This is a genomic window from Hassallia byssoidea VB512170 (assembly GCF_000817785.2).
In the GTDB taxonomy this organism is placed as follows: Bacteria; Cyanobacteriota; Cyanobacteriia; order Cyanobacteriales; family Nostocaceae; genus Hassallia; species Hassallia carrinoi.
This window is the reverse complement of the sequence record NZ_JTCM02000006.1, coordinates 20,250-40,304: the sequence shown is the minus strand read 5'-3', so window position 1 is coordinate 40,304 and position 20,055 is coordinate 20,250. Positions and strand designations below refer to the sequence as shown.

Below are 20,055 nucleotides of genomic sequence, written 5' to 3'. Positions count from 1 at the left end.
ACAAAGGTATGGGCAAACCACTACATGTCCTGATTGTCGAAGATTCAGAAGATGACATGCTGGTGCTGCTGCATATATTGGAGCAGAATGACTACGACGTAATTTATTCGCGAGTAGAAACATCTGCCGAGATGAGTGCTGCTTTAAATCGCCAACCTTGGGATGTAATTATTTGTGATTATGTTATTCCTGGATTTGGCGCTCCCAAAGCCTTGTCCTTGCTGAAAGAAAAAAAATTAGATATTCCCTTTATTATTGTTTCCGGCTCAATCACCGAAGAAACTGCCGTCACTTCTTTAAAAGCTGGAGCTGCTGATTTTGTCTTAAAAGAGCGGATGGTACGCTTAGTTCCGGCAATCGAGCGCGAGATTAAAGAAGCACGCATCCGGGAAAAACAACGCCAAACCGAAATCGCTCTGCAAGAAACCGAAGAACAATTGAAGCTAGCGCTGAAAATGGCTAAACTCGGCTCTTGGGAATTGAATTTACAAACGAATGTTTTGTCTACTTCAGTTCAGTGTAAAATAAATTTTGGTTTACCGCTGGACGCTGATTTTTCCCATCAAATATTGATGAGTCGCATTCATCCTGACGATCGCCTTTGGGTACAAAAAGCTATCGAACAAGCGATCGCCAATCATACAGATTACGATGTCGAGTATCGCAACATCTGGGCAGATAACAGTATCCACTGGGTATTAATCCGAGGTCGCTGTATTTACGACTCGGTAGGAAATCCTTTGCGAATGGTAGGCATGTCAATGGATATTACCGAGCGCAAAGAAGCCGAAATTGAACGAGAAGAATTGCTCAAGCGATCGCTTGCAGCACAAGAACAAGCGGAAACTGCCAACCGCATCAAAGATGAGTTTCTTGCGGTTTTATCTCATGAATTGCGTACTCCACTCAATCCGATTCTTGGTTGGACAACGCTTTTACGCACTAAAAAATTTGACTTAGTAACAACCGAACGCGCTTTAGAAACAATTGAGCGCAACGCTAAGTTGCAGACTCAACTAATTAACGATTTGCTTGATATTTCCCGAATTTTGCGCGGCAAACTCAGCTTAACTGTAATGCCCGTCAATTTGGGGACTGTGATATCATCTGCCCTGGAAACCGTGCAATTATCCGCTCAAGCCAAATCGCTGCAAATAGAAACGGCGATTACCCCTTTTGTTGGCGCAGTCAAAGGCGATGCAGCGCGTTTGCAGCAAGTAATATGGAATTTATTATCCAACGCGATCAAGTTCACAGAATCAAATGGAATTATTCAGGTGAGCTTGACACAAGTCGGAAAATATGCACAAATTCAGGTAAAAGATTCCGGAAAAGGAATTGACACCAGCTTTCTGCCTTACGTTTTTGAATATTTCCGCCAAGAAGATAGTGCAACGACGCGCAAATTTGGCGGATTGGGATTGGGACTGGCGATCGCCCGTCAAATCGTCGAACTGCACGGAGGTACGTTGAGTGCAGATAGTCCAGGTATCGGACAGGGGGCTACATTTACAGTCCAAATTCCTTTATTGCAAACATATGATGAGATGCCGTCTGCGAAGATATCACCAGAATTCAAAGTTGATTTAAACGGGATTAAAATTTTAGTAGTCGATGACGATGCGGACTCGCGGGAGTTTCTTAACTTTGTCTTAAAGCAAGAAAAGGCGATCGTCACAACCGCAGCATCAGGATTTGATGCATTGCAAGTAGTTGAGCGCTCAATTCCTGATATTTTGCTCAGTGATGTGGGGATGCCCGGTATGGATGGATATATGCTGATGCGGCAACTACGCAGATTGACTGCTCAACAAACCAAAGACATAAAAGCGATCGCGCTTACCGCTTATGCGGGAGAAGTAGATCGACAGCAAGCAAAAGAGGCAGGCTTTCACCAACATTTAGCTAAACCCGTTGAAATTAATGAATTAGTTCAGGCGATCGCCACATTAATGGACAGAAACACCAATTCATATCTTATCAAACAATAGTCCGTAGTCTTCCGTAGGGTGCGTTAACGTAGTAACGCACCCTACTAGCTAAAAATAGTCAATTTTCACAAAATATGTCAGATAAACCTTTAGGTAAACCCCGTCCATTATCGCAAGTACTTTTCTTATCTGTTGTCAGCGGTATGCTATATTACGGCTGGTACAAGTGGATTATTCAAGAAGAACTCCGCCATTATAACGGCTTTGGTTGGTCAGGTACGCTATCTTTAGCCCCTTTTTTATTGGGAATAGCAGTTCCCCAAGCTTTGCGGATATTCGATCCAGATGTTCCCGGTTGGTTTGGTTGGTTTTCGCTTTTGGGTATTGTTTGGATTTACATAGTTCAATTTAAGTTATATAAAACCGTAAACCAACTATACACCCAAGCGCAAATCAAAGAACCGCTTGTAGTTTGGTGGTTGTTTGTACCAGGTTTAAATTTAATTGTCGGTTTGAGACAAATTCACTTTTTGAGTCAATTTTGGGCAAGAGAACAAAAAATAATTGTCAAAGATTCTCTAGCAGAAAACATTCCTTTTTTATCAAATAATGTCTAAAAAATATCTTGTGCTATGAATAAAGAAAGTTATATAAGTAGTACATAAATAAACGTTCCTAAATGTAGTGAAGGCTTTAGCCTTCAAAACTCTTAGAGCGCACTCGTACAAGCCAGAGTATTTTACTTATCTTTTCATACAATAGGCTTCTAAATAATGCAATGTCTAACTAACATGCTTCGTGCTTCTAAACACAGTTTCTGGCTAGTTCCAACAGTCAGTTTACTCAGTATGGGAATCACTGCAAAAGTTAACGCCCAGACTGTTTATCCATTTAACACATCTTACGACATTGAAGTTACGCTGATACCGATTCCTTCAACAGACGTATCACGAGCGTTTATTTACGGCTCTAATCCCAATGCCCCGTATGGTCTAACTAACTTTCAAAGCATAAATAATTATAGTCGGCTTGATCCGGCTACTGGTAATCTGGTATTTGTTCAAGATGCGACACAGTTTGGTTTACAAGGCTTTCCCATTGGTGGTGAAGAGTTTTCCGGTAGCGGCAATGATAGACTATTTGGCAACAGTAGCGCGATCGCTTCATTTGACTTTACAAATAATACTTTAAATGGTACTGGTGTCGTAAATATCACAGGTGGAACGGGAAGATTTCAGGGTGCGATCGGCACATTAAACTTTACCGAAAGCGAACCACTAAATGCAGATCCAACTGCTCCGTTAAGAGGTAAAACTTTCTTAAAAGGTTCCTTCCAAGTTTCTCAGAAAATTCCCGAACCGACAACTAGTATGGCACTGTTTGGCGTAGCAGCGATCGCACTCGCTTTCTTGCGGTGTCGGCAGCAATGGGAAAAACAGTAACACACATAGAACGTTCGTAGTAAGCACTTCAGTGCTTAAAATAAGCGGTTACTACTTAATATTTAACCAGCAAACATCATGAATTCACCTACCAATCTTTTCACACCCATCCACCTTGGTGACTACACCCTCCCCAACCGGATAATTATGGCACCAATGACACGTTTGCGGGCAATTGAAAGCATCCCCAACTCCTTAATGGCAACTTACTACACCCAACGGGTAAGCGCTGGGCTAATTGTCACCGAATGCACAATGGTTTCACCCCTCAGCTTGGGATACATGAACTGTCCGGGTATCTACACAGACGAACAAGTTGCCGGATGGCGGTTGGTAACAGATGCAGTGCATGAAAAAGGGGGAAGAATATTCTTGCAACTTTGGCATAGTGGGCGAGTTTCGCACCCCAGTTTGCTTGATGGACAATTGCCAGTTGCGCCGAGTGCGATCGCTGGAGTTGGCCAACTCCACACCCCGGTCGGCAAAGTATCTTTAGAAACACCCCGCGCCTTAGAAACTCACGAAATACCGGAAATAGTCGCACAATTTCGCCTCGGTGCAGAAAACGCCAAAGCTGCTGGCTTTGATGGAGTCGAACTCCACGGTGCTTTTGGTTATTTGATAGACCAATTTTTGCAAGATGGTTCCAACCAACGCACAGATGAGTATGGCGGGTCAATCGAGAAGCGATCGCGATTTATGTTAGAAGTAGTTGAAGCCGTCGTTAGCGTCTGGGGTGCAAACCGTGTCGGTATCAAGCTTTCACCGAGTAACACCTTCTACGGAATGCATGATTCCAACTCCAAAGAGACATTTACTTATGCCATAAATGCGCTCAACTCCTTCGGACTGGCTTACCTTCACCTCATGGAACCGAATGAAGTCGATTTGAAAACCCGCGACGTCATGAACCCCATCACACCATACTATCGCCAAATATATCAAGGTACATTAATCACCAACGGCGACTACGATCGCTTAAAAGGCGATCGTATCTTAGCTAGTGGCGATGCAGATTTAGTATCTTTTGGCAAATTATTTCTCGCCAATCCTGACTTACCAAAACGCTTTCAACTAAACGCCCAATTAAACACACCAGATCCAAAAACATTTTACGCCCCAGATGCCAAAGGATACACTGATTACCCATTCCTAGAACTTCAAAATACTTGAATAAATCACAACTTATCCAAATAGTCAAGCATTATAACTGACAAACCGCAAAATCTTTTCCGCCTTATAATTATTCACAGAACAGCTAACAAAACGGACGATTGAAATATATTTCGTAGTAGGCACTGAAGTGCCTTGTTAAGCGCTGAAGCGCTCACTACTGCGTAAGTATTATATATTAAGAAATCTTTCTTAATTGTCCCGTTTTCAAGGCTGTTCCCATCAACTATAGCGGCTCTATGTTTGAATAAACTACATAGATTCTCCAGTTTATACTAACTGGCAATCTGTAATTCATTCAACAGCGACTCGCTATAAACATTACCTTGAAAGGTGACAAAAAATATGGATCTGTCAAACTTTACCACTCACCAAAACTTAGAAGCTGCCTTTGGTGGTGAATCGATGGCGAATCGCAAATATTTGTTTTTTGCTGACGTGGCACGTAAACTAGGGTTTGCAGACTTAGCGAAACTTTTTAGAGAAACAGCAGAACAAGAAACACAACATGCTTTCGCACATTTTGTTTTGCTACATCCAGAACTTGTCGTAGAAGATCCAACAGCTTTAACTGAAGAACAAAAGCGAGAAATTATGTCTCGCTGTCTATCTTTGGCAGTTGAAGGTGAAACCTATGAATACACAACAATGTATCCCGAATTTGCCGCCGCTGCTCAAAAAGATAGAGACAATCCGGCAACAGAAGAATTTCTCAAACAAGCTAAAGAATCAGCCGATCATGCTAATATATTTCGCGAAGCCGCGCATCGTTTTGGCTTGCTGAAATTCGTAGAAAATTACCACGCCGATCGCTACGCAGAAGCTTTAGAAGTATTGAATGGAGGAAATGCAGCACCCAAAGCAGCAGGTGACGATGCAAAAACTCGCAAATGGATTTGCAAAGTATGCAGCGTGATTTACGATCCGATTGCTGGCGATCCCGATTCGGGAATTGCACCGGGTACACCTTTTGAAGAAATTCCCGATGATTGGCATTGTCCTATATGCGGTGCTAGCAAAAAAAGTTTTACACCGCTTGAGGAGAAAATTGCTGCTTGATATAGCAATAAATTAGGTATTTTATTAAGCACCTTGGCGTGGTATCTCTAGAGATGCCTCGCCAATTTGCCTATTCGCCTACAAAACAATATCATGAATTCAGAAGAAAATCAACAATTTGAACGCCATAAACCACTTTATCAAGACACCAATTTTCAGATTATTTGTGCAGTTTCTCTAATGGCAGTTCTCGGAGTAGCTAGCGTAGGTCCAGCTTTTCCCTATTTAGCTGAAGCCTTGAAAGTTAATCCGAAAAATAACGGTTTATTGGTTACAGTATTCACCCTTCCAGCTGTAGTTTTAGGTCCTGTTATTGGTGTCCTTGCCGATAGATTGGGCAGAAAGAAAATTATCGTTCCCTCACTGTTTTTATTTGGAATTGCTGGTACGGCTTGCGCTTTTGCCCGTGACTTTAACCTTTTATTATTGTTGCGTTTCTTGCAAGGAATTGGTGCTGCTTCTTTGCCTTCTTTAAGCGTCACCTTACTTGGCGATTTGTATGCAGCAGACAAACGCACTACTGCAATGGGTTACAACGCTAGTGTCAGCAGTATCGGCACAGCAAGTTATCCTGCAATTGGCGGTGCATTAGCAACAATTGGCTGGTTTTATCCCTTTATGTTGCCCATAGTAGCGATTCCTATCGGCTTGTTAGTGTTATTTAAATTAAAAAATCCGGAACCGAAAGGAAACCGAAACCTGAAAGAATATTTGAGAAATGCTGGCAAAGTTTTGAAAAATCGCCAGCTTTTTGGACTTTTCATTGCCAGCGCTGCTAACTTCTTTCTCCTCTACGGTGCTTATATAATTTATTTACCACAATTAATTAAAAATATATTCAAACAACCGCCTTGGACAATTGGATTGATACTCTCAAGTGTTTCGGTGGCGCTTGCTATCACAGCTTTACAGTTAGGAAAAATATCCCGAAAATATTCCGCAACAACTTTAATTAGAGCATCTTTTGTTTTGTATGCGTTAGCTCTATTCATTGTTCCCTTCCTACACAATATCTGGTTATTATTAATTCCAACCACAATTTTTGGCGTTGGTTTGGGTATTGGTTTGCCCAGTACCCAAACACTTTTAGCAGAGTTAGCACCAAGAGAATATCTCGCTACGATTCTATCGGTTAATGGTACATTTTTCGGTATAGGACAAACTTTAGGACCCCTTTTGATGGGAATAGTTTTTGGTATTGGCGGAATTAATAGCGTGTTTTTTACAGGTGTAGGTTTTGCAATTCTTACTTTGATTGTCTTTAGATATTGCACTTGCTTGTAATCTGCAACCCCCTGGTTTATACCGTAAGCAAGATGTGTAATAGCAACTTTGCGTAAATACTGTTTTTATCCGTTTTGCGTAATAGGGACTAGGGATTAGGGACTAGGGATTAGAAAAAGAATTATTCCCATTACCCATTACCCATTACCAATTACCCAATGCCCAACTTCCAGACTACACTGCTAGGAAAAAGTCAACTGAACTTAATATTAATTAATGAATTAGCGATGAAAGTAGGATCTGCATACACAAGACTCTTAGTCTCTGACTTGAAAACTTCCTTTGATTTCTACAGAGATGTGATGGGATTTGAAGTAAAAAACGAAAATCTAGAAGATGGATACGCTGAATTTAAAGTTGGAGACATGAAACTGAGTTTATTTCGTCGGCAAGAAATGGCACAGATGATTGCTAATACTGCCAAGCCACCCCATGCCGAATGTCAAGATAATGTAGCCTTAATTTTTACAGTGCATGATGTAGAAGAAGAATATAAAAAATTAACCCATCAAGGTGTTAAGTTTACCACCGCTCCAATGAACAATCCCTACTACGGAATTAAAACAGCTTATCTACGAGATCCCGACGGAACTTTAATTGGACTATTTGAATTGTTAGTCTAACTGTTAGTTGTTGGTAGTTAGTTGTTAGTTGTTGGTTGCTAGTTGTCAAAAAGTACTCGTTACAACTAACCACTATCCACTATCCACCAACCACTATCGACTAACCACTATCTACCATCCACTCCCCACTCCCCACTCCCCATTCCCCATTCTTAAAACGCTATGGCTAAACCTGTAATTCTGACGGTTGATGACGATCCAGAAGTTTTGCAAGCTGTGGCGCGGGATTTGCGTCAGGAATATGGCGATCGCTACCGCATCTTGCGTGCCGAATCTGGTGCCAGTGCCTTAGAAGCATTGGAACAACTAAAACTCCGCAACCAGCCAGTGGCTTTATTCCTCGTTGATCAGCGGATGCCGCAAATGTCTGGTGTCGAGTTTTTAGAACAAACACTATCCATGTTCCCAGACGCAAAACGCGCACTACTTACAGCTTATGCAGACACCGATGCCGCTATTCGTGCCATTAACACCACGAAAATCGATTACTACTTAATGAAGCCGTGGGACCCCCCACAAGAACGCTTGTATCCTGTACTGAAAGATTTGCTTGACGATTGGAAAGCCACATTCCACCCACCATTTGAAGGCATTCGCGTCATCGGCAATCGCTGGTCGCCCCATTCCCATCAAGCCAAAGACTTTTTAGCGCGAAATCAAATCCCCTATCAGTGGATGGACATCGAATTATCACCAGAAGCGCAGCAGCTCGTTGAATACGCCGATTGTGATACATTACACCTACCCCTTGTCCTCTTCCCCGACGGTTTCAGCTTGATGCAGCCAAGCAACGTGCAAATTGCCGAGAAAATTGGCTTGCAAACTCAAGCAGAAAAACCCTTTTATGACTTGATTATCATCGGTGGCGGTCCTGGTGGTTTAGCCGCTGCCGTATATGGCGCATCCGAAGGGCTACGCACCGTCATGATAGAACGCGAGGCTCCAGGCGGACAAGCCGGCACCAGTTCCCGCATCGAAAATTACCTCGGCTTTCCCGTGGGTTTGAGTGGCGGCGATTTGGCGCGGCGTGCCGTGACTCAAGCAAGACGCTTTGGTGTGGAGATTCTCACACCACAAGAAGTTACGGGAATTCGCGTAGAAGACCCGTATCGTTTTGTGCAGTTGTCAGACGGTAGCGAAATCAGTTGCCACGCCATCATTTTGGCGCTGGGCGTGGCTTGGCGGCGGTTGAACGTACCCGGACTCGAAAAACTAACTGGCGCAGGCGTGTACTACGGTGCAGCGCAAACAGAAGCGATGAGTTGCCAAGGCGAAGAAGTGTATATCATTGGAGGGGCAAATTCAGCCGGACAAGCGGCGATGTACTTTTCTAAATACGCCTCGCATGTAACGATGTTGGTACGTGGCGACTCTTTAACTAAGAGCATGTCTCAATACCTGATTGACCAAATCGGAGAAACACCGAACATCACAGTAAAGACACATACTAGCGTGATTGAGGCAAAAGGTGAGACTTCTTTAGAAGCGCTGACAATCGTGAATGCGCTGACAGGGGAAACGCAAACAGTGCCGGCGACATCACTATTTATCTTTATTGGTGCCCAACCGCGCACCGACTGGTTAGATGGTGTAGTGGAAAAAGGCGATCGCGGCTTTATTTTAACAGGTCCCGATTTACAACTTAACGGACACCGCCCGAAAGGATGGACGCTAGAACGCGATCCTTATCTATTAGAAACCAACATCCCCGGTGTTTTTGCAGTCGGTGACGTGCGTCAAGGTTCAGTCAAGCGAGTTGCTTCCAGCGTCGGTGAAGGCTCAATTTGCGTTCAATTTGTGCATCAATATCTCAGCAACGTAGTGTGAGAAAAGACCTCTCCCGAACCTCACCCTAGTAGGGGAGGGGAGTAATTTTTCCCCTTCCCTATTCTGGGAAGGGGGTTAGGGGGTTAGGTTTCTACATCAAACAATGAATTTTTGATGTCACAATGAAATAAAAATAGAGAGAAAAAAGCCATGCAACAAATAACTCTCGCTGAAGCATCTCAACATTTGCCCGAATTAATTGAAGCCGCAATTAATGGTGAAGAAATTGTGATTACAAAAGACGAACAGCCAGTTGTGAAACTAACTCCTGTATCGCCAGTGAAACGTCGCCCCGCCAAAGCTGGTAGTGCTAAAGGTTTAGTCACAATATCAGATGATTTTGACGAGCCTTTAGAAGACTTTAAGGATTATATGTAATGAGGCTGCTGCTGGATACTCATACATTCATTTGGTTTGTCATTGATAGCCCTCGACTCAGTGTTATGGTACGGGGGCTAATTGAAAATGAAAGCAACGAGAAGCTACTCAGTACAGCTAGTATTTGGGAAATGGCAATTAAACAAAGCACTGGCAAACTAAATTTTGGTAAGCCTTTTAAGGAATTTATAGAAGAGCAAATTAATATGAACAGCATTGATTTGCTAAATATTAATTTAGACCATATCGATGTGATTGCAAAGCTACCTCTTCATCATCGCGATCCATTTGACCGACTTTTAATTGCACAAGCAATGGTTGAGCAAATACCTATTTTGAGCGCTGATTATACTTTTGATGCTTATTCGATTCAGCGGTTGTGGTAAGTAGTAAAAAAGAAGAAGTTTTGCGCGATCGCCTCACACAGTTTATCAATATTGATACGGAGTTGTTATGCTGCACGATCCCAACCAGAACACACTGTTCCCGAAACTGCCTGATGAAGCATTACAGGAGATGCAGCAATTTGGCAAAGAAATTAAGCTAAACAAAGGCGATATCCTATTTAATGAAGGCGAATCAAACTATAACTTTCATGTTGTTTTATCAGGCGAAATTGAGATTACTAAACACGTTGGTGATGAAACAAGACTGCTAGCTGTACATCGCCGAGGTGAATTTATGGGTGAATTGTCGATGTTGACTGGTTCCGCATCAATTGCTAATGCGAAAGCGTTATTACCCAGTCGCGTCTTGCAAGTTGATATTGATACTTTTAGACATATCATGGCGGAATGTTCGCCTTTAGCTGATGTCATTCTAACCGCAATGGCGGGGCGAACCAAAGACGTAGAAGCACAACTTAGGCAACAAGAAAAGCTAGCAGCGCTAGGTAAAATGTCAGCTGGGCTAGCACACGAATTAAATAATCCCGCCGCAGCCGGAAGACGTGCAGCAGGGCAATTGCGCGATAATTTTCAAAACTTGCAAAATCTCGCTTTGCAGTTAAATTCACTCAATAAAGAACAACTAAATTTTATTATCAATTTTCAACTGCAAGCCACACAACACACAACCAAATTCGACACACTTACCCAAAGCGATAAAGAAGATGAAGTCACAGACTGGCTAGAAGACCATGATATTAGTAATGGTTGGAAACTTGCCTCTACATTAGTTAGCGCCGGCATTGATGCCCAAAAATTAGATACTCTCGCCGACAAGATACCTGAAGACTGTCTTAATAACGTTTTAATTTGGTTAGAAGCCGCACTCGCTTCTCATGGACTGATTAACGATATTGAACAAAGTACCAGCCGAATCTCTGACTTAGTGAAAGCAATTAAAGGCTATTCCTATATGGATCAAGCTGCATTGCAAGAGATAGATTTGCATGATGGAATTGAAAATACTCTACTGATTCTCAATCATCGCTTAAAAAAAGGAGTTATCGTCAACCGCGAATATGATAAGACTCTGCCACGGATTTGTGCTTATGCTAGCGAACTCAATCAAGTGTGGACGAATATAATTGATAATGCTATTGATGCGATGGATGGAAAAGGCGATTTAACTATACGCACATACAGAGAAAATAGCTGCCTTGTAGTCGAAATTGCCGATACGGGAATGGGAATACCGCCAGCGATTCAAACTCGAATTTTTGAGCCTTTTTTTACTACAAAAGGTGTAGGACAAGGTACAGGTTTAGGTTTAGAAATAGCCTATAGAATTATTGTTAAAAGACACAAAGGTGATATTCACTTTGAATCAAAACCTGGTGATACACACTTTCGGGTGCGTTTACCTATCGATTCTGCTAGCAACTCATGCAGAAAAGAGTAATGAAATATGAGTTGAATAATTTTGTAATTCAAAGCTTAAATTCACCATAATTTTACACGAAGCTGTATTTAGGACTTGCTATGACTCCCCTTTTTGAGACAAATCGCTTGATTATCCGCAACTGGATACCCGAAAAAGATGCCGAATCAGCCTTTGAAATGTACAGCGATCCAGATGTAACGCGCTTTATTAGCGGCATGATTGAGGAAAGTGTAGAATCGCAACGGGTGAGGCTACAAACAATTATTGACCGCTACGCTAAACTCAATAAGGGGACTGGTTTTTGGGCAATAGTTGAAAAAGAGACTGGACAGATTGTAGGAGCTGTCATGCTCAAACAATTACCCGATACTGAAAAGAACTTAACCGAAGATTATGAGGTAGGTTGGCACTTACGGAAGTCTTCTTGGGGTAAAGGTTACGCGACTGAAGCTGGACAGGCAGCCATTAATTATGGGTTTAATATCCTCAAGTTGCCTGTAATATATGCTGTAGCTGAAGCGGAAAATCATGCCTCAATTAGTGTTACCCAAAGGCTGAATATGGTTCCTATCGGTCGCACAAATAAATATTATGGTGGTATCGAACTCGAACTATTTAAATTACTTCCTGCTTAATATTTGTCCAAAATCTTAAATCTCAAATCGGTTTATGCTTGATATCAACACTTTACGCCAAGTACCACTTTTCACAAAGTTACCCGAACAACGTTTGCAATGGCTACTAGAACAAATTACAGAGATATGGTTAGAACCCGGTGAAATTCATCGTCAAGAAGGAGATCCAGCAAATCATGTTTTTGTATTGTTAGAAGGGGAAATTAGAATTACGCAAAAAGAAGGCAATCAAGAAGTTTTATTAGTAACATTCAAACCAAAAACGTTATTTGGTGAATTACCTGTTTTAATGGGTGAGAAAAACTTCTGGGTAACAGGAAAAGCAGTAACTCGCAGCCATATTTTAGAATTGCCAAACGAAGCCTTTTGGGAACTGCTTTCGAGTTGTACATGTGTGATGACAGATATTTTGCAAACGATGGCAACACGACTGCAAACAGTGCAGTCGATATCACAACATCGAGAAAAGTTAGTATCATTAGGCACGTTAGCCGCAGGTTTAGCACACGAGTTGAATAATCCTGCCTCAGCCGGTCGCAGAGCCGCTGGACAATTGCGCCAAACTGTGCAGGTGTTGCAACCATTGACAATTAAGCTGAATCAACAGCAGATGAACGATGCCCAAAAAGCCTTTTTATCTGAGTTGCAAGAAGATGCAATACAACGGGCAAAAACAGCAGCGAAACTCGATCCGTTGACTCAAAGCGATCGCGAAGATGAAATCACACAATGGCTAGAAGATCGTAACATCAATAATGCTTGGAAACTCGCGGACAACCTCGTTACAGCCGGAATTGACATCGACTGGCTTTTGAATGTTCAACAAAAAGTAGGTGATTTGTTGCTAGGTGATGTCCTCACTTGGATACAGGTGACGCTGCAAGAACTAGATTTGTTAGAAGAAATCGAGCATAGCACTGACCGTATTTCTACTTTAGTACAGGCAGTCAAAGATTACTCGTACATGGATCAAGCACCCTTACAAGAAATAGATATTCATGAAGGGTTAGAAAGCACGATTACAATCTTGAATCACAAGCTAAAACAAGGTGTAACAGTAAAGCGTGAATATGACTGTCATACCCCGCGTATCAGCGCTTATGGCAGCGAATTAAATCAAGTGTGGACTAACTTAATTGATAATGCCATTGATGCGATGAACGGGCAAGGTGAAATTAAAATTCGCACCGTCTGCGAAAACGACTTTTTGCTAGTAGAAATTGCTGACAATGGTCCGGGAATTCCCCCAGAAATTCAATCCCACATTTTCGAGCCATTTTTCACCACCAAAGGTGTAGGACAAGGAACCGGCTTAGGTTTGCACACCGTTTATCGCGTCGTTGTGGGACAACATTTAGGTGATATCCGCCTATTTTCTCAACCAGGAAAAACAAAATTTCAAATTCGCTTGCCAACGACTTTATCTTCGTAGTAAGCACTTCAGTGCTTAAATACAAGCACTAAAGTGCTTACTACTAATTTATCAGGAGAATTTCATGAGTACATGCACGCATCTCAATCAAATTCAAGAAGTTACAGCCAGCGCCAACGGTTGTGAAGAATGTTTAATTAGGGGGGACAGATGGGTGCATTTGCGCCAATGTCTTCTTTGCGGACACGTCGGTTGCTGCGACTCTTCAAAAAACAAACACGCTACTAAACACTTTCACGCAACTAATCATCCGATTGTCAAATCGTTTGAACCGGGTGAAGAATGGCGTTGGTGTTATATCGATAAAACTTTCGTGTAGAAAATAAATTCTTAGCTGCTGCGACTAAAAAACACAGCAGCTAGAACAATTAAACTCAAAAGCGCCAAAGGAACCCAGAGATTAGGGATATCTGACAAACTCATAATTAAATTTTAGGCGTTGCATATTTTCGCTCTGGATTATTTCACGCAAAGGCGCAGAGGCGCAAAGGAAGAAAGAAAAGTTCATACCTGTATTCAGCAATGCCAAATTTAAAATTAACTTAAGAGCGATAATTACTTTTACATACAGCAGCTTAGATTTATTAATGCGTGAATTTATATGACATCAAAAGAAACAGTGACATGGCTACAAGAACGTACAGCTTTAGGAACTCTTGAAGCTGAAGTGTTAAATGCGATCGCCCAACAAATCGAAGAACAAATCATCCCACCTAAAACCAACTTAGTTACAGAAAACACTTCCCCAGAAGCACTTTACATTCTTGTTGAAGGTCAACTCGAAAGCGATAGCAGCAATCAAGCCAACCCAACTTTAGCGATCGGCTTCCTTCCCGGTGCCGTGATTCACCTGCAAGAATTGCTGTTAGACCAGCCGACGCAACGCACCATCACCACTGTTACAGAATGCCATGTTTGGGTTGTGCCTGCCGAAAAATTTCGCGCTTTAGTCAGTGAATACCCGGAAATTTTTCAAGCTGTTTCTCGTCAATTGGCGCAGGAATTAGCGGATTTAACATCAGCCTTTACCTACGAACAAGAACGTACTATTGCCTTGCGTCCGTATTTAGTCACCAAAGCGCGACGCGGAATTGTTGGTACAAGTCGCTATGCGGTGCGTTTGCGCGAAGAAATTCGCTCTTCTGCCAGCGATCGCAAATCTGTCTTGATTTTCGGCGAACCAGGCTTAGAAAAAGACAATATCGCTGCTTTAATTCACTTTGGTTCCAAACAGCGACGCGAACCGATTATCAAAATTAACTGTGGTATCCTCCAAACCAGCGGTGCAGATTTATTCGGACGTGCTGGCGGCAAACCCGGACTGCTGGAATGGTTGGGAGAAGGTACTCTCGTCCTGAACAACATTCAAGAAACTCCGCCAGAGTTACTGCCACAAATAGTAAAGTTAATCAAAAATTCTACGTATAATCCCGTAACTCGTTCTGAAGAAGCAGCCGCACCCCGCACTTCTCGCGCTCGGATTATGATTGTTTCCGAAAAAAATCAACCGCAAATCGAACGCTGTATAGGTCATAACATCAAAGTGCCACCCCTACGGGTGCGGAAAGCTGATATCAAAGCTCAGGTAGATTATTATATCAGTCTTTACACTCAGGCTAGGGGTATTCATAAACAAAAATTAGCACCAGAAGCATTGCGCCGTTTGCAATCTTATGATTTTCCTGGCAATTTGAAAGAGTTGGAAAGTTTGGTACAAAGGGCAATTGTTCAAGCTGGGTCAGCGCGGGAGTTAACAGAAGAAATTTTCTGGTCAGCGGATACGAAGAAAAAGCGATTTCGGGTGAATTTGTTGAATGTTTATCCAGATTTGCGGAAATTTCTCCGCAGTTCGTGGTGGACCGATCGCATTAATTATGGCTTTACTGTCACTGCTTTTGCGTTGATTGTCGCAGTGTTATTTATCGGTCCGCAAACACGCGATCGTAATTTCGCTCTCAATCTATTTTGGGCTTGGTGGTGGGCTTTTTTCCTATTTCTCTTTCCCTTTCTCGGTCGCGTGTGGTGCGCTGTTTGTCCCTTCATGATTTACGGAGAAATTACCCAAAAACTCTCTTTATGGTTGTTTCCTCGAAAACTCAAACGCTGGAATCGAGAGTTAGCAGAAAAATGGGGTGGATGGTTTCTTTTTGGACTATTTACCCTAATTTTTCTGTGGGAAGAACTTTGGGACTTAGAAAATACAGCTTACCTTTCTGCTTGTTTGCTGCTGTTAATTACCGCCGGCGCGATGATTTTCTCTGCCATTTTTGAACGTCGATTTTGGTGTCGATATCTTTGTCCCATCGGCGGAATGAACGGTTTATTTGCTAAACTTTCAATGACCGAACTTCGAGCGCAGCAAGGTATTTGTTCTGCAACTTGCACTACTTATCAGTGCTACAAAGGTGGACCTCAAAAAGGCGAGGGAATGGAAACTAACGGGTGTCCATTGTATTCGCACCCAGCGCAATTAGAAGATAACAAAGACTGCGTGCTGTGCATGACTTGTCTTAAAGCTTGTCCCCATCGTTCAGTTGAGTTTAATTTGCGTCCCCCCGGTATTGAATTGTGGACAACTCACGTACCTCACACTTATGAAGTAGCGCTGTTGTTTTTACTATTAGGTGGAGTGTATCTGCATCGCTTACCAGAATTGCAATCTTGGTTAGGATTACATCTCGATTTAACGCAATTTTGGCAACATTTAGGATTATCGCTACTAGCTTTGATTATCCCTGTAGCTGTTCCCTTAGCAGCATATGGCTTATCAAATTTTGGATTTTGGATTTTGAATTTTCGATTATCAAGTTCAAAGATATCTAATACTAATGAACAAAACACAATCACGCCACATGCTTCAAGTCGGCAAAGCCGACGGCAGGTGCCTCAAGTCGGGAAACCCGCCCACGGCACTGCCTCCCCAACGCAGTGGCTCCAAAATCTAAAATCTAAAATCCAAAATCGTCGTAAGCCAAAAGCATTTATAGAACTTGCTTATGGCTATCTACCATTAGTGCTGGGAGGTAACTTAGCGCACTATCTGCGTTTGAGCCTAGAAGAAGGCGGACGCATTATCCCAGTAACTTTTGCCACTTTTGGTCTAAATGGCGAACAATTGCCTGTATTGGTCGCTCACCCAGCGGTGGTTGACTTTTTGCAGGGTGTTACCTTGATTTTTTCAGTTTTGTTAACAATAGTCTTAACCCAAAAAATTGCTCGTCAACCGATGCGATCGCTCTTTTGGCAACACTTAGCAGCTATTACACTAGGCGCTAGTATGTGGGCGATTATAGTGTCGTAATTAGCTCCCCGACTTCTTAAAGAAGTTGGGGATCTGGGCACCGCGTACTCACATTAAAAAAACCTGATAAAGTTTGTTTCTGTTTTCACAAATAATTCATAATGTTGCAATCAAGCACTCAAAAGTTAACAGAAAATCATCACAAACTGTTGCAATTTAATAGCTTGGCAAACTCCTTCCCCAGAGACTTGCTTAATGAAGTAGACCTTCTGAGAATTACCGCCAGAGCCAAACAAAAGCAAAAAAAGAAAGAAACGCTTGGTCAATTTTTGACTCCGGCAAGCGTAGCAGAATTAATGGCTGGGATGTTTGAAAAGCTTGATTCTCCTCAAATATCTCTGCTTGATGCTGGAGCCGGATCTGGTTCATTACTTGCAGCATTTGTAGCTAACCTTTGTCATCAGCAACAACACCCAACTAATTTAGATATTGTTGCGTATGAAATAGATCCGTTTCTGATTAAATATTTACGTCAAACATTAAAATTATGTGCAAGCGAATGTCAACTTGCTGGTATTTCCTTTAATTATGAAATCCGTGAAAGAGACTTTATTGAGGATGCTGTCATAATTGTTAACGACAATTCAATATTTACTCACGCTATTCTCAATCCTCCATATTTGAAAATCAAAGCTAATTCTCAGGTTCGTACATTGTTACGTTCTCTAGGATTAGAAACCAGCAATCTCTATACGGGTTTTATCGCTGCTACAACACATCTCCTCAAGTCAGGAGGAGAACTTGTAGCCATCTCACCGCGTAGTTTTTGTAATGGACTGTATTTTAGAGACTTCCGCAAGATGTTTTTAGAGATGATGGCTTTACAGCATATACATCTTTTTGAATCCCGACAAAAAGCATTTAGCGATGATGAAGTTTTGCAAGAAACAATTATCATTCATGCTACGAAACAAAAGCAAAAGTTTGACAATGTACTCATCAGCACAAGTTCAAGTGCTGATGACGATTTTGTTATGTCAAACTCTTTATCTTATACGGAAATAGTTCATCCTAACGACTCAGAACAATTTATTCATATTATTCCAGATAATTTTAGTCAGCAGGTAGTTCAAAAAATGGCGAATTTTACCTGCACTTTGAAAGACCTCGGATTGACAGTATCAACAGGACGTGTGGTAGATTTTAGGGCAAAAGAATATTTGCGTTTAACTCCAAAGGAAAACACTATTCCCTTGATTTATCCGGTGAATTTCTCTGAAGGATATATTCAGTATCCAAAGATAACTAAAAAACATCAAGCCTTGATGCATGTAGAACAAACAGCGATGTCTGGGTTGCTGAAGATGCTACTCATCTGATTCATTTCAATGGAGAATATTTACTACAGGCTTACAAAATAGATAAATCTGACACAGAATAAACACAAATCACGTTTAGCAGTATGGCAAATTTTCTACAACCCCCAAGATTACGCATTGGTGAAGAAACCGAAGAAGAACGTCGCGCTACTTGGCTGGAACTTTTTTATGATTTGGTATTTGTAGTTGCAGTTTCTCAACTGGCACACAATCTCCATGATAATGTCACTTTATCTGGATTTTTTGGCTTTGTTGCTTTGTTTATACCCGTTTGGTGGTCATGGATTGGCAGCACAATGTACGCTAACCGTTTTGATAACGATGATGTGGGACATCGGCTGCTGACTGGTTTACAGATGCTGGCGGCAGCGGCATTAGCTATCAATATACACCACGGTTTAAGTGATAGTTCGGCTGGTTTTGCTGTTTGTTACGCTCTCGGTCGTGCTGTACTTGTCGCCGAATATATCCGTGCGGGAATGCATATCCCGACAGCGCGGATTTTGACAAATTCTTATGCTACAGGTTTTGCTGTTGCTGCTTTGTGTTGGCTCGTATCCGCATTTCTACCGATTCCTTGGCGGTTTGGATTTTGGGCTTTGGGACTAATTATTGATTTTGCCACACCGCTGATATGCACCAAGTTACAAATACAATTACCCCCTCACCCCTCGCACTTACCGGAGCGTTTCGGGCTTTTTACGATGATTGTTTTGGGTGAGGCTATTATCGCCGTAGTTGATGGAGTTTCCGAGCAGAAATGGGATGTTTTCAGTGCGATCGCAGCTTTCTTCGGTTTAGGTATTGCTTTTGGTTTGTGGTGGGTTTATTTTGATAATCTAGGTGGTACACCGATTCAAAAAGCGCGGACAGAAGGTAAAGTCGGTCCGATGACGATTTGGCTCTACACTCACCTACCGCTAGTGATTGGCATTGCCGCAACTGGAGTTGGTGTAGAGAAAGTATTATTGAGCGAGCAGCAAATAGCTTTACCCGATGCAGTCCGCTGGCTAATTTGTGGCTCGGTAGCTTTGTGCTGGCTAACATTAGGTATTCTCCACCGCTTAGGAGTAATTCGCTATTGCAAAATCCGTGCCAAATATCGAATTGCAGCGGTACCTATTGTGTTGGCGATCGCAATTTTTGGCAAAGGTTTGTTACCCATTGCCGTCATCGGACTGCTGGCTTTAGTTTGTCTTGTACAAGTTGTTCAAGACTTCTCTCAAAGTCGTCCCACCACTCGCTTAAGCGAACCAGAGATTTAACTTAGGTTAGGACACTTACGTGTCCTAACCTTGTCAGTCTCTACAACTAAATGTAACTTGATATCCGCATCACTATCAGCGCAACCTAATTATTATCTTTATATTCTTGATTATTTCTTCACGAAATATTAATCTCTTAAATATAAGATTTATGTAATTATATGGGCAGAGAATAAAAATATCATAATTGAAAGAGACGGTAACAATGTAATTTCTGTTAATACGTACAAATGTGATTATTCTACAGTGTTGGATATCTTCCCTTCAAAACTCATTGGCTAGCTTGCGTTCAGTGTTTTCCTTTAATAAGCGAGTTTTCATCACTACCTGTAAAATACTAATTTCTCACTTTTCTAAGTGACTTTTTCTTATAGCATTTCCCGTTTGGATACAACACTTAGTAGCGGCTTGAGACTTTTTCAACCCTACAAAGAAAGAATTTGTATCCAATAAATTTATAATTGCTATATTTAAGAGCTTACTATGATATTTGGTATTTTTCCGATGTTATAAAAGTTTCTTGAAAACCATATGTAAATAGCATTTGGCTGTTAAAACT

General features: G+C 41.8%; 17 protein-coding genes. All 17 read left to right on the top strand.

All coding sequences use genetic code 11. The annotated features are described in order from the left end of the window. The first annotated feature begins 8 nt into the window (after positions 1–8). Entirely contained in the window at positions 9–1,991 is a 1,983-nt protein-coding gene (locus PI95_RS04690) for a hybrid sensor histidine kinase/response regulator (RefSeq protein ID WP_063842329.1), read from the top strand. A 74-nt stretch (positions 1,992–2,065) separates the two neighbouring features. Continuing rightward, complete coding sequence (locus PI95_RS04685; protein ID WP_039743692.1) at positions 2,066–2,548, top strand: hypothetical protein; 483 nt, start codon at positions 2,066–2,068, stop codon at positions 2,546–2,548. A gap of 174 nt (positions 2,549–2,722) precedes the next feature. Next, entirely contained in the window at positions 2,723–3,373 is a 651-nt protein-coding gene (locus PI95_RS04680; protein WP_039743689.1) for a PEP-CTERM sorting domain-containing protein, read from the top strand. 78 nt (positions 3,374–3,451) lie between these two features. Further along, positions 3,452–4,546: an alkene reductase gene (locus PI95_RS04675; RefSeq protein ID WP_039743687.1), complete on the top strand. Its 1,095-nt coding sequence runs from the start codon at positions 3,452–3,454 to the stop codon at positions 4,544–4,546. Between the two features lie 345 nt (positions 4,547–4,891). Further along, on the top strand, positions 4,892–5,605 hold the full coding sequence (locus PI95_RS04670; RefSeq protein WP_039743686.1) for a rubrerythrin family protein: 714 nt from the start codon (positions 4,892–4,894) through the stop codon (positions 5,603–5,605). A gap of 93 nt (positions 5,606–5,698) precedes the next feature. Further along, positions 5,699–6,889, top strand: coding sequence for an MFS transporter (locus PI95_RS04665; protein ID WP_039743685.1), 1,191 nt, complete (start codon positions 5,699–5,701; stop codon positions 6,887–6,889). Positions 6,890–7,116: 227 nt separating this feature from the next. After that, complete coding sequence (locus PI95_RS04660) at positions 7,117–7,512, top strand: VOC family protein (protein WP_039744152.1); 396 nt, start codon at positions 7,117–7,119, stop codon at positions 7,510–7,512. A 162-nt stretch (positions 7,513–7,674) separates the two neighbouring features. Further along, positions 7,675–9,339 (top strand): FAD-dependent oxidoreductase, encoded by a 1,665-nt coding sequence (locus tag PI95_RS04655; protein WP_039743683.1) that lies wholly within the window; start codon positions 7,675–7,677, stop codon positions 9,337–9,339. Between the two features lie 150 nt (positions 9,340–9,489). After that, entirely contained in the window at positions 9,490–9,717 is a 228-nt protein-coding gene (locus PI95_RS04650; protein ID WP_039743681.1) for a type II toxin-antitoxin system Phd/YefM family antitoxin, read from the top strand. Beyond that, a complete protein-coding gene (locus PI95_RS04645; RefSeq protein ID WP_039743678.1) occupies positions 9,717–10,103 on the top strand; it encodes a type II toxin-antitoxin system VapC family toxin in 387 nt (128 codons plus the stop codon). The genes PI95_RS04650 and PI95_RS04645 overlap by 1 nt, the downstream gene beginning before the upstream one ends. Before the next feature lie 67 nt (positions 10,104–10,170). After that, on the top strand, positions 10,171–11,562 hold the full coding sequence (locus tag PI95_RS04640) for an ATP-binding protein (RefSeq protein WP_039743676.1): 1,392 nt from the start codon (positions 10,171–10,173) through the stop codon (positions 11,560–11,562). An 80-nt stretch (positions 11,563–11,642) separates the two neighbouring features. Beyond that, positions 11,643–12,179, top strand: coding sequence for a GNAT family N-acetyltransferase (locus PI95_RS04635; protein WP_039743675.1), 537 nt, complete (start codon positions 11,643–11,645; stop codon positions 12,177–12,179). 34 nt (positions 12,180–12,213) lie between these two features. Beyond that, a complete protein-coding gene (locus tag PI95_RS04630; RefSeq protein WP_039743672.1) occupies positions 12,214–13,611 on the top strand; it encodes an ATP-binding protein in 1,398 nt (465 codons plus the stop codon). Between the two features lie 64 nt (positions 13,612–13,675). Continuing rightward, the gene (locus PI95_RS04625) at positions 13,676–13,930 is read left to right on the top strand and encodes a ubiquitin carboxyl-terminal hydrolase 14 (protein WP_163518614.1); all 255 of its coding nucleotides are present in this window, start codon (positions 13,676–13,678) and stop codon (positions 13,928–13,930) included. Positions 13,931–14,212: 282 nt separating this feature from the next. Continuing rightward, positions 14,213–16,912 (top strand): sigma 54-interacting transcriptional regulator, encoded by a 2,700-nt coding sequence (locus tag PI95_RS04620; protein WP_039743670.1) that lies wholly within the window; start codon positions 14,213–14,215, stop codon positions 16,910–16,912. A gap of 101 nt (positions 16,913–17,013) precedes the next feature. Then, positions 17,014–18,231 carry an SAM-dependent methyltransferase gene (locus tag PI95_RS04615; RefSeq protein WP_052324897.1) on the top strand — a complete coding sequence of 406 codons (1,218 nt, stop codon included), beginning with the start codon at positions 17,014–17,016 and terminating at the stop codon, positions 18,229–18,231. Positions 18,232–18,314: 83 nt separating this feature from the next. Next, positions 18,315–19,496, top strand: a complete 1,182-nt coding sequence (locus PI95_RS04610; protein ID WP_039743668.1) for a low temperature requirement protein A — start codon at positions 18,315–18,317, stop codon at positions 19,494–19,496. Positions 19,497–20,055 lie beyond the last annotated feature (559 nt).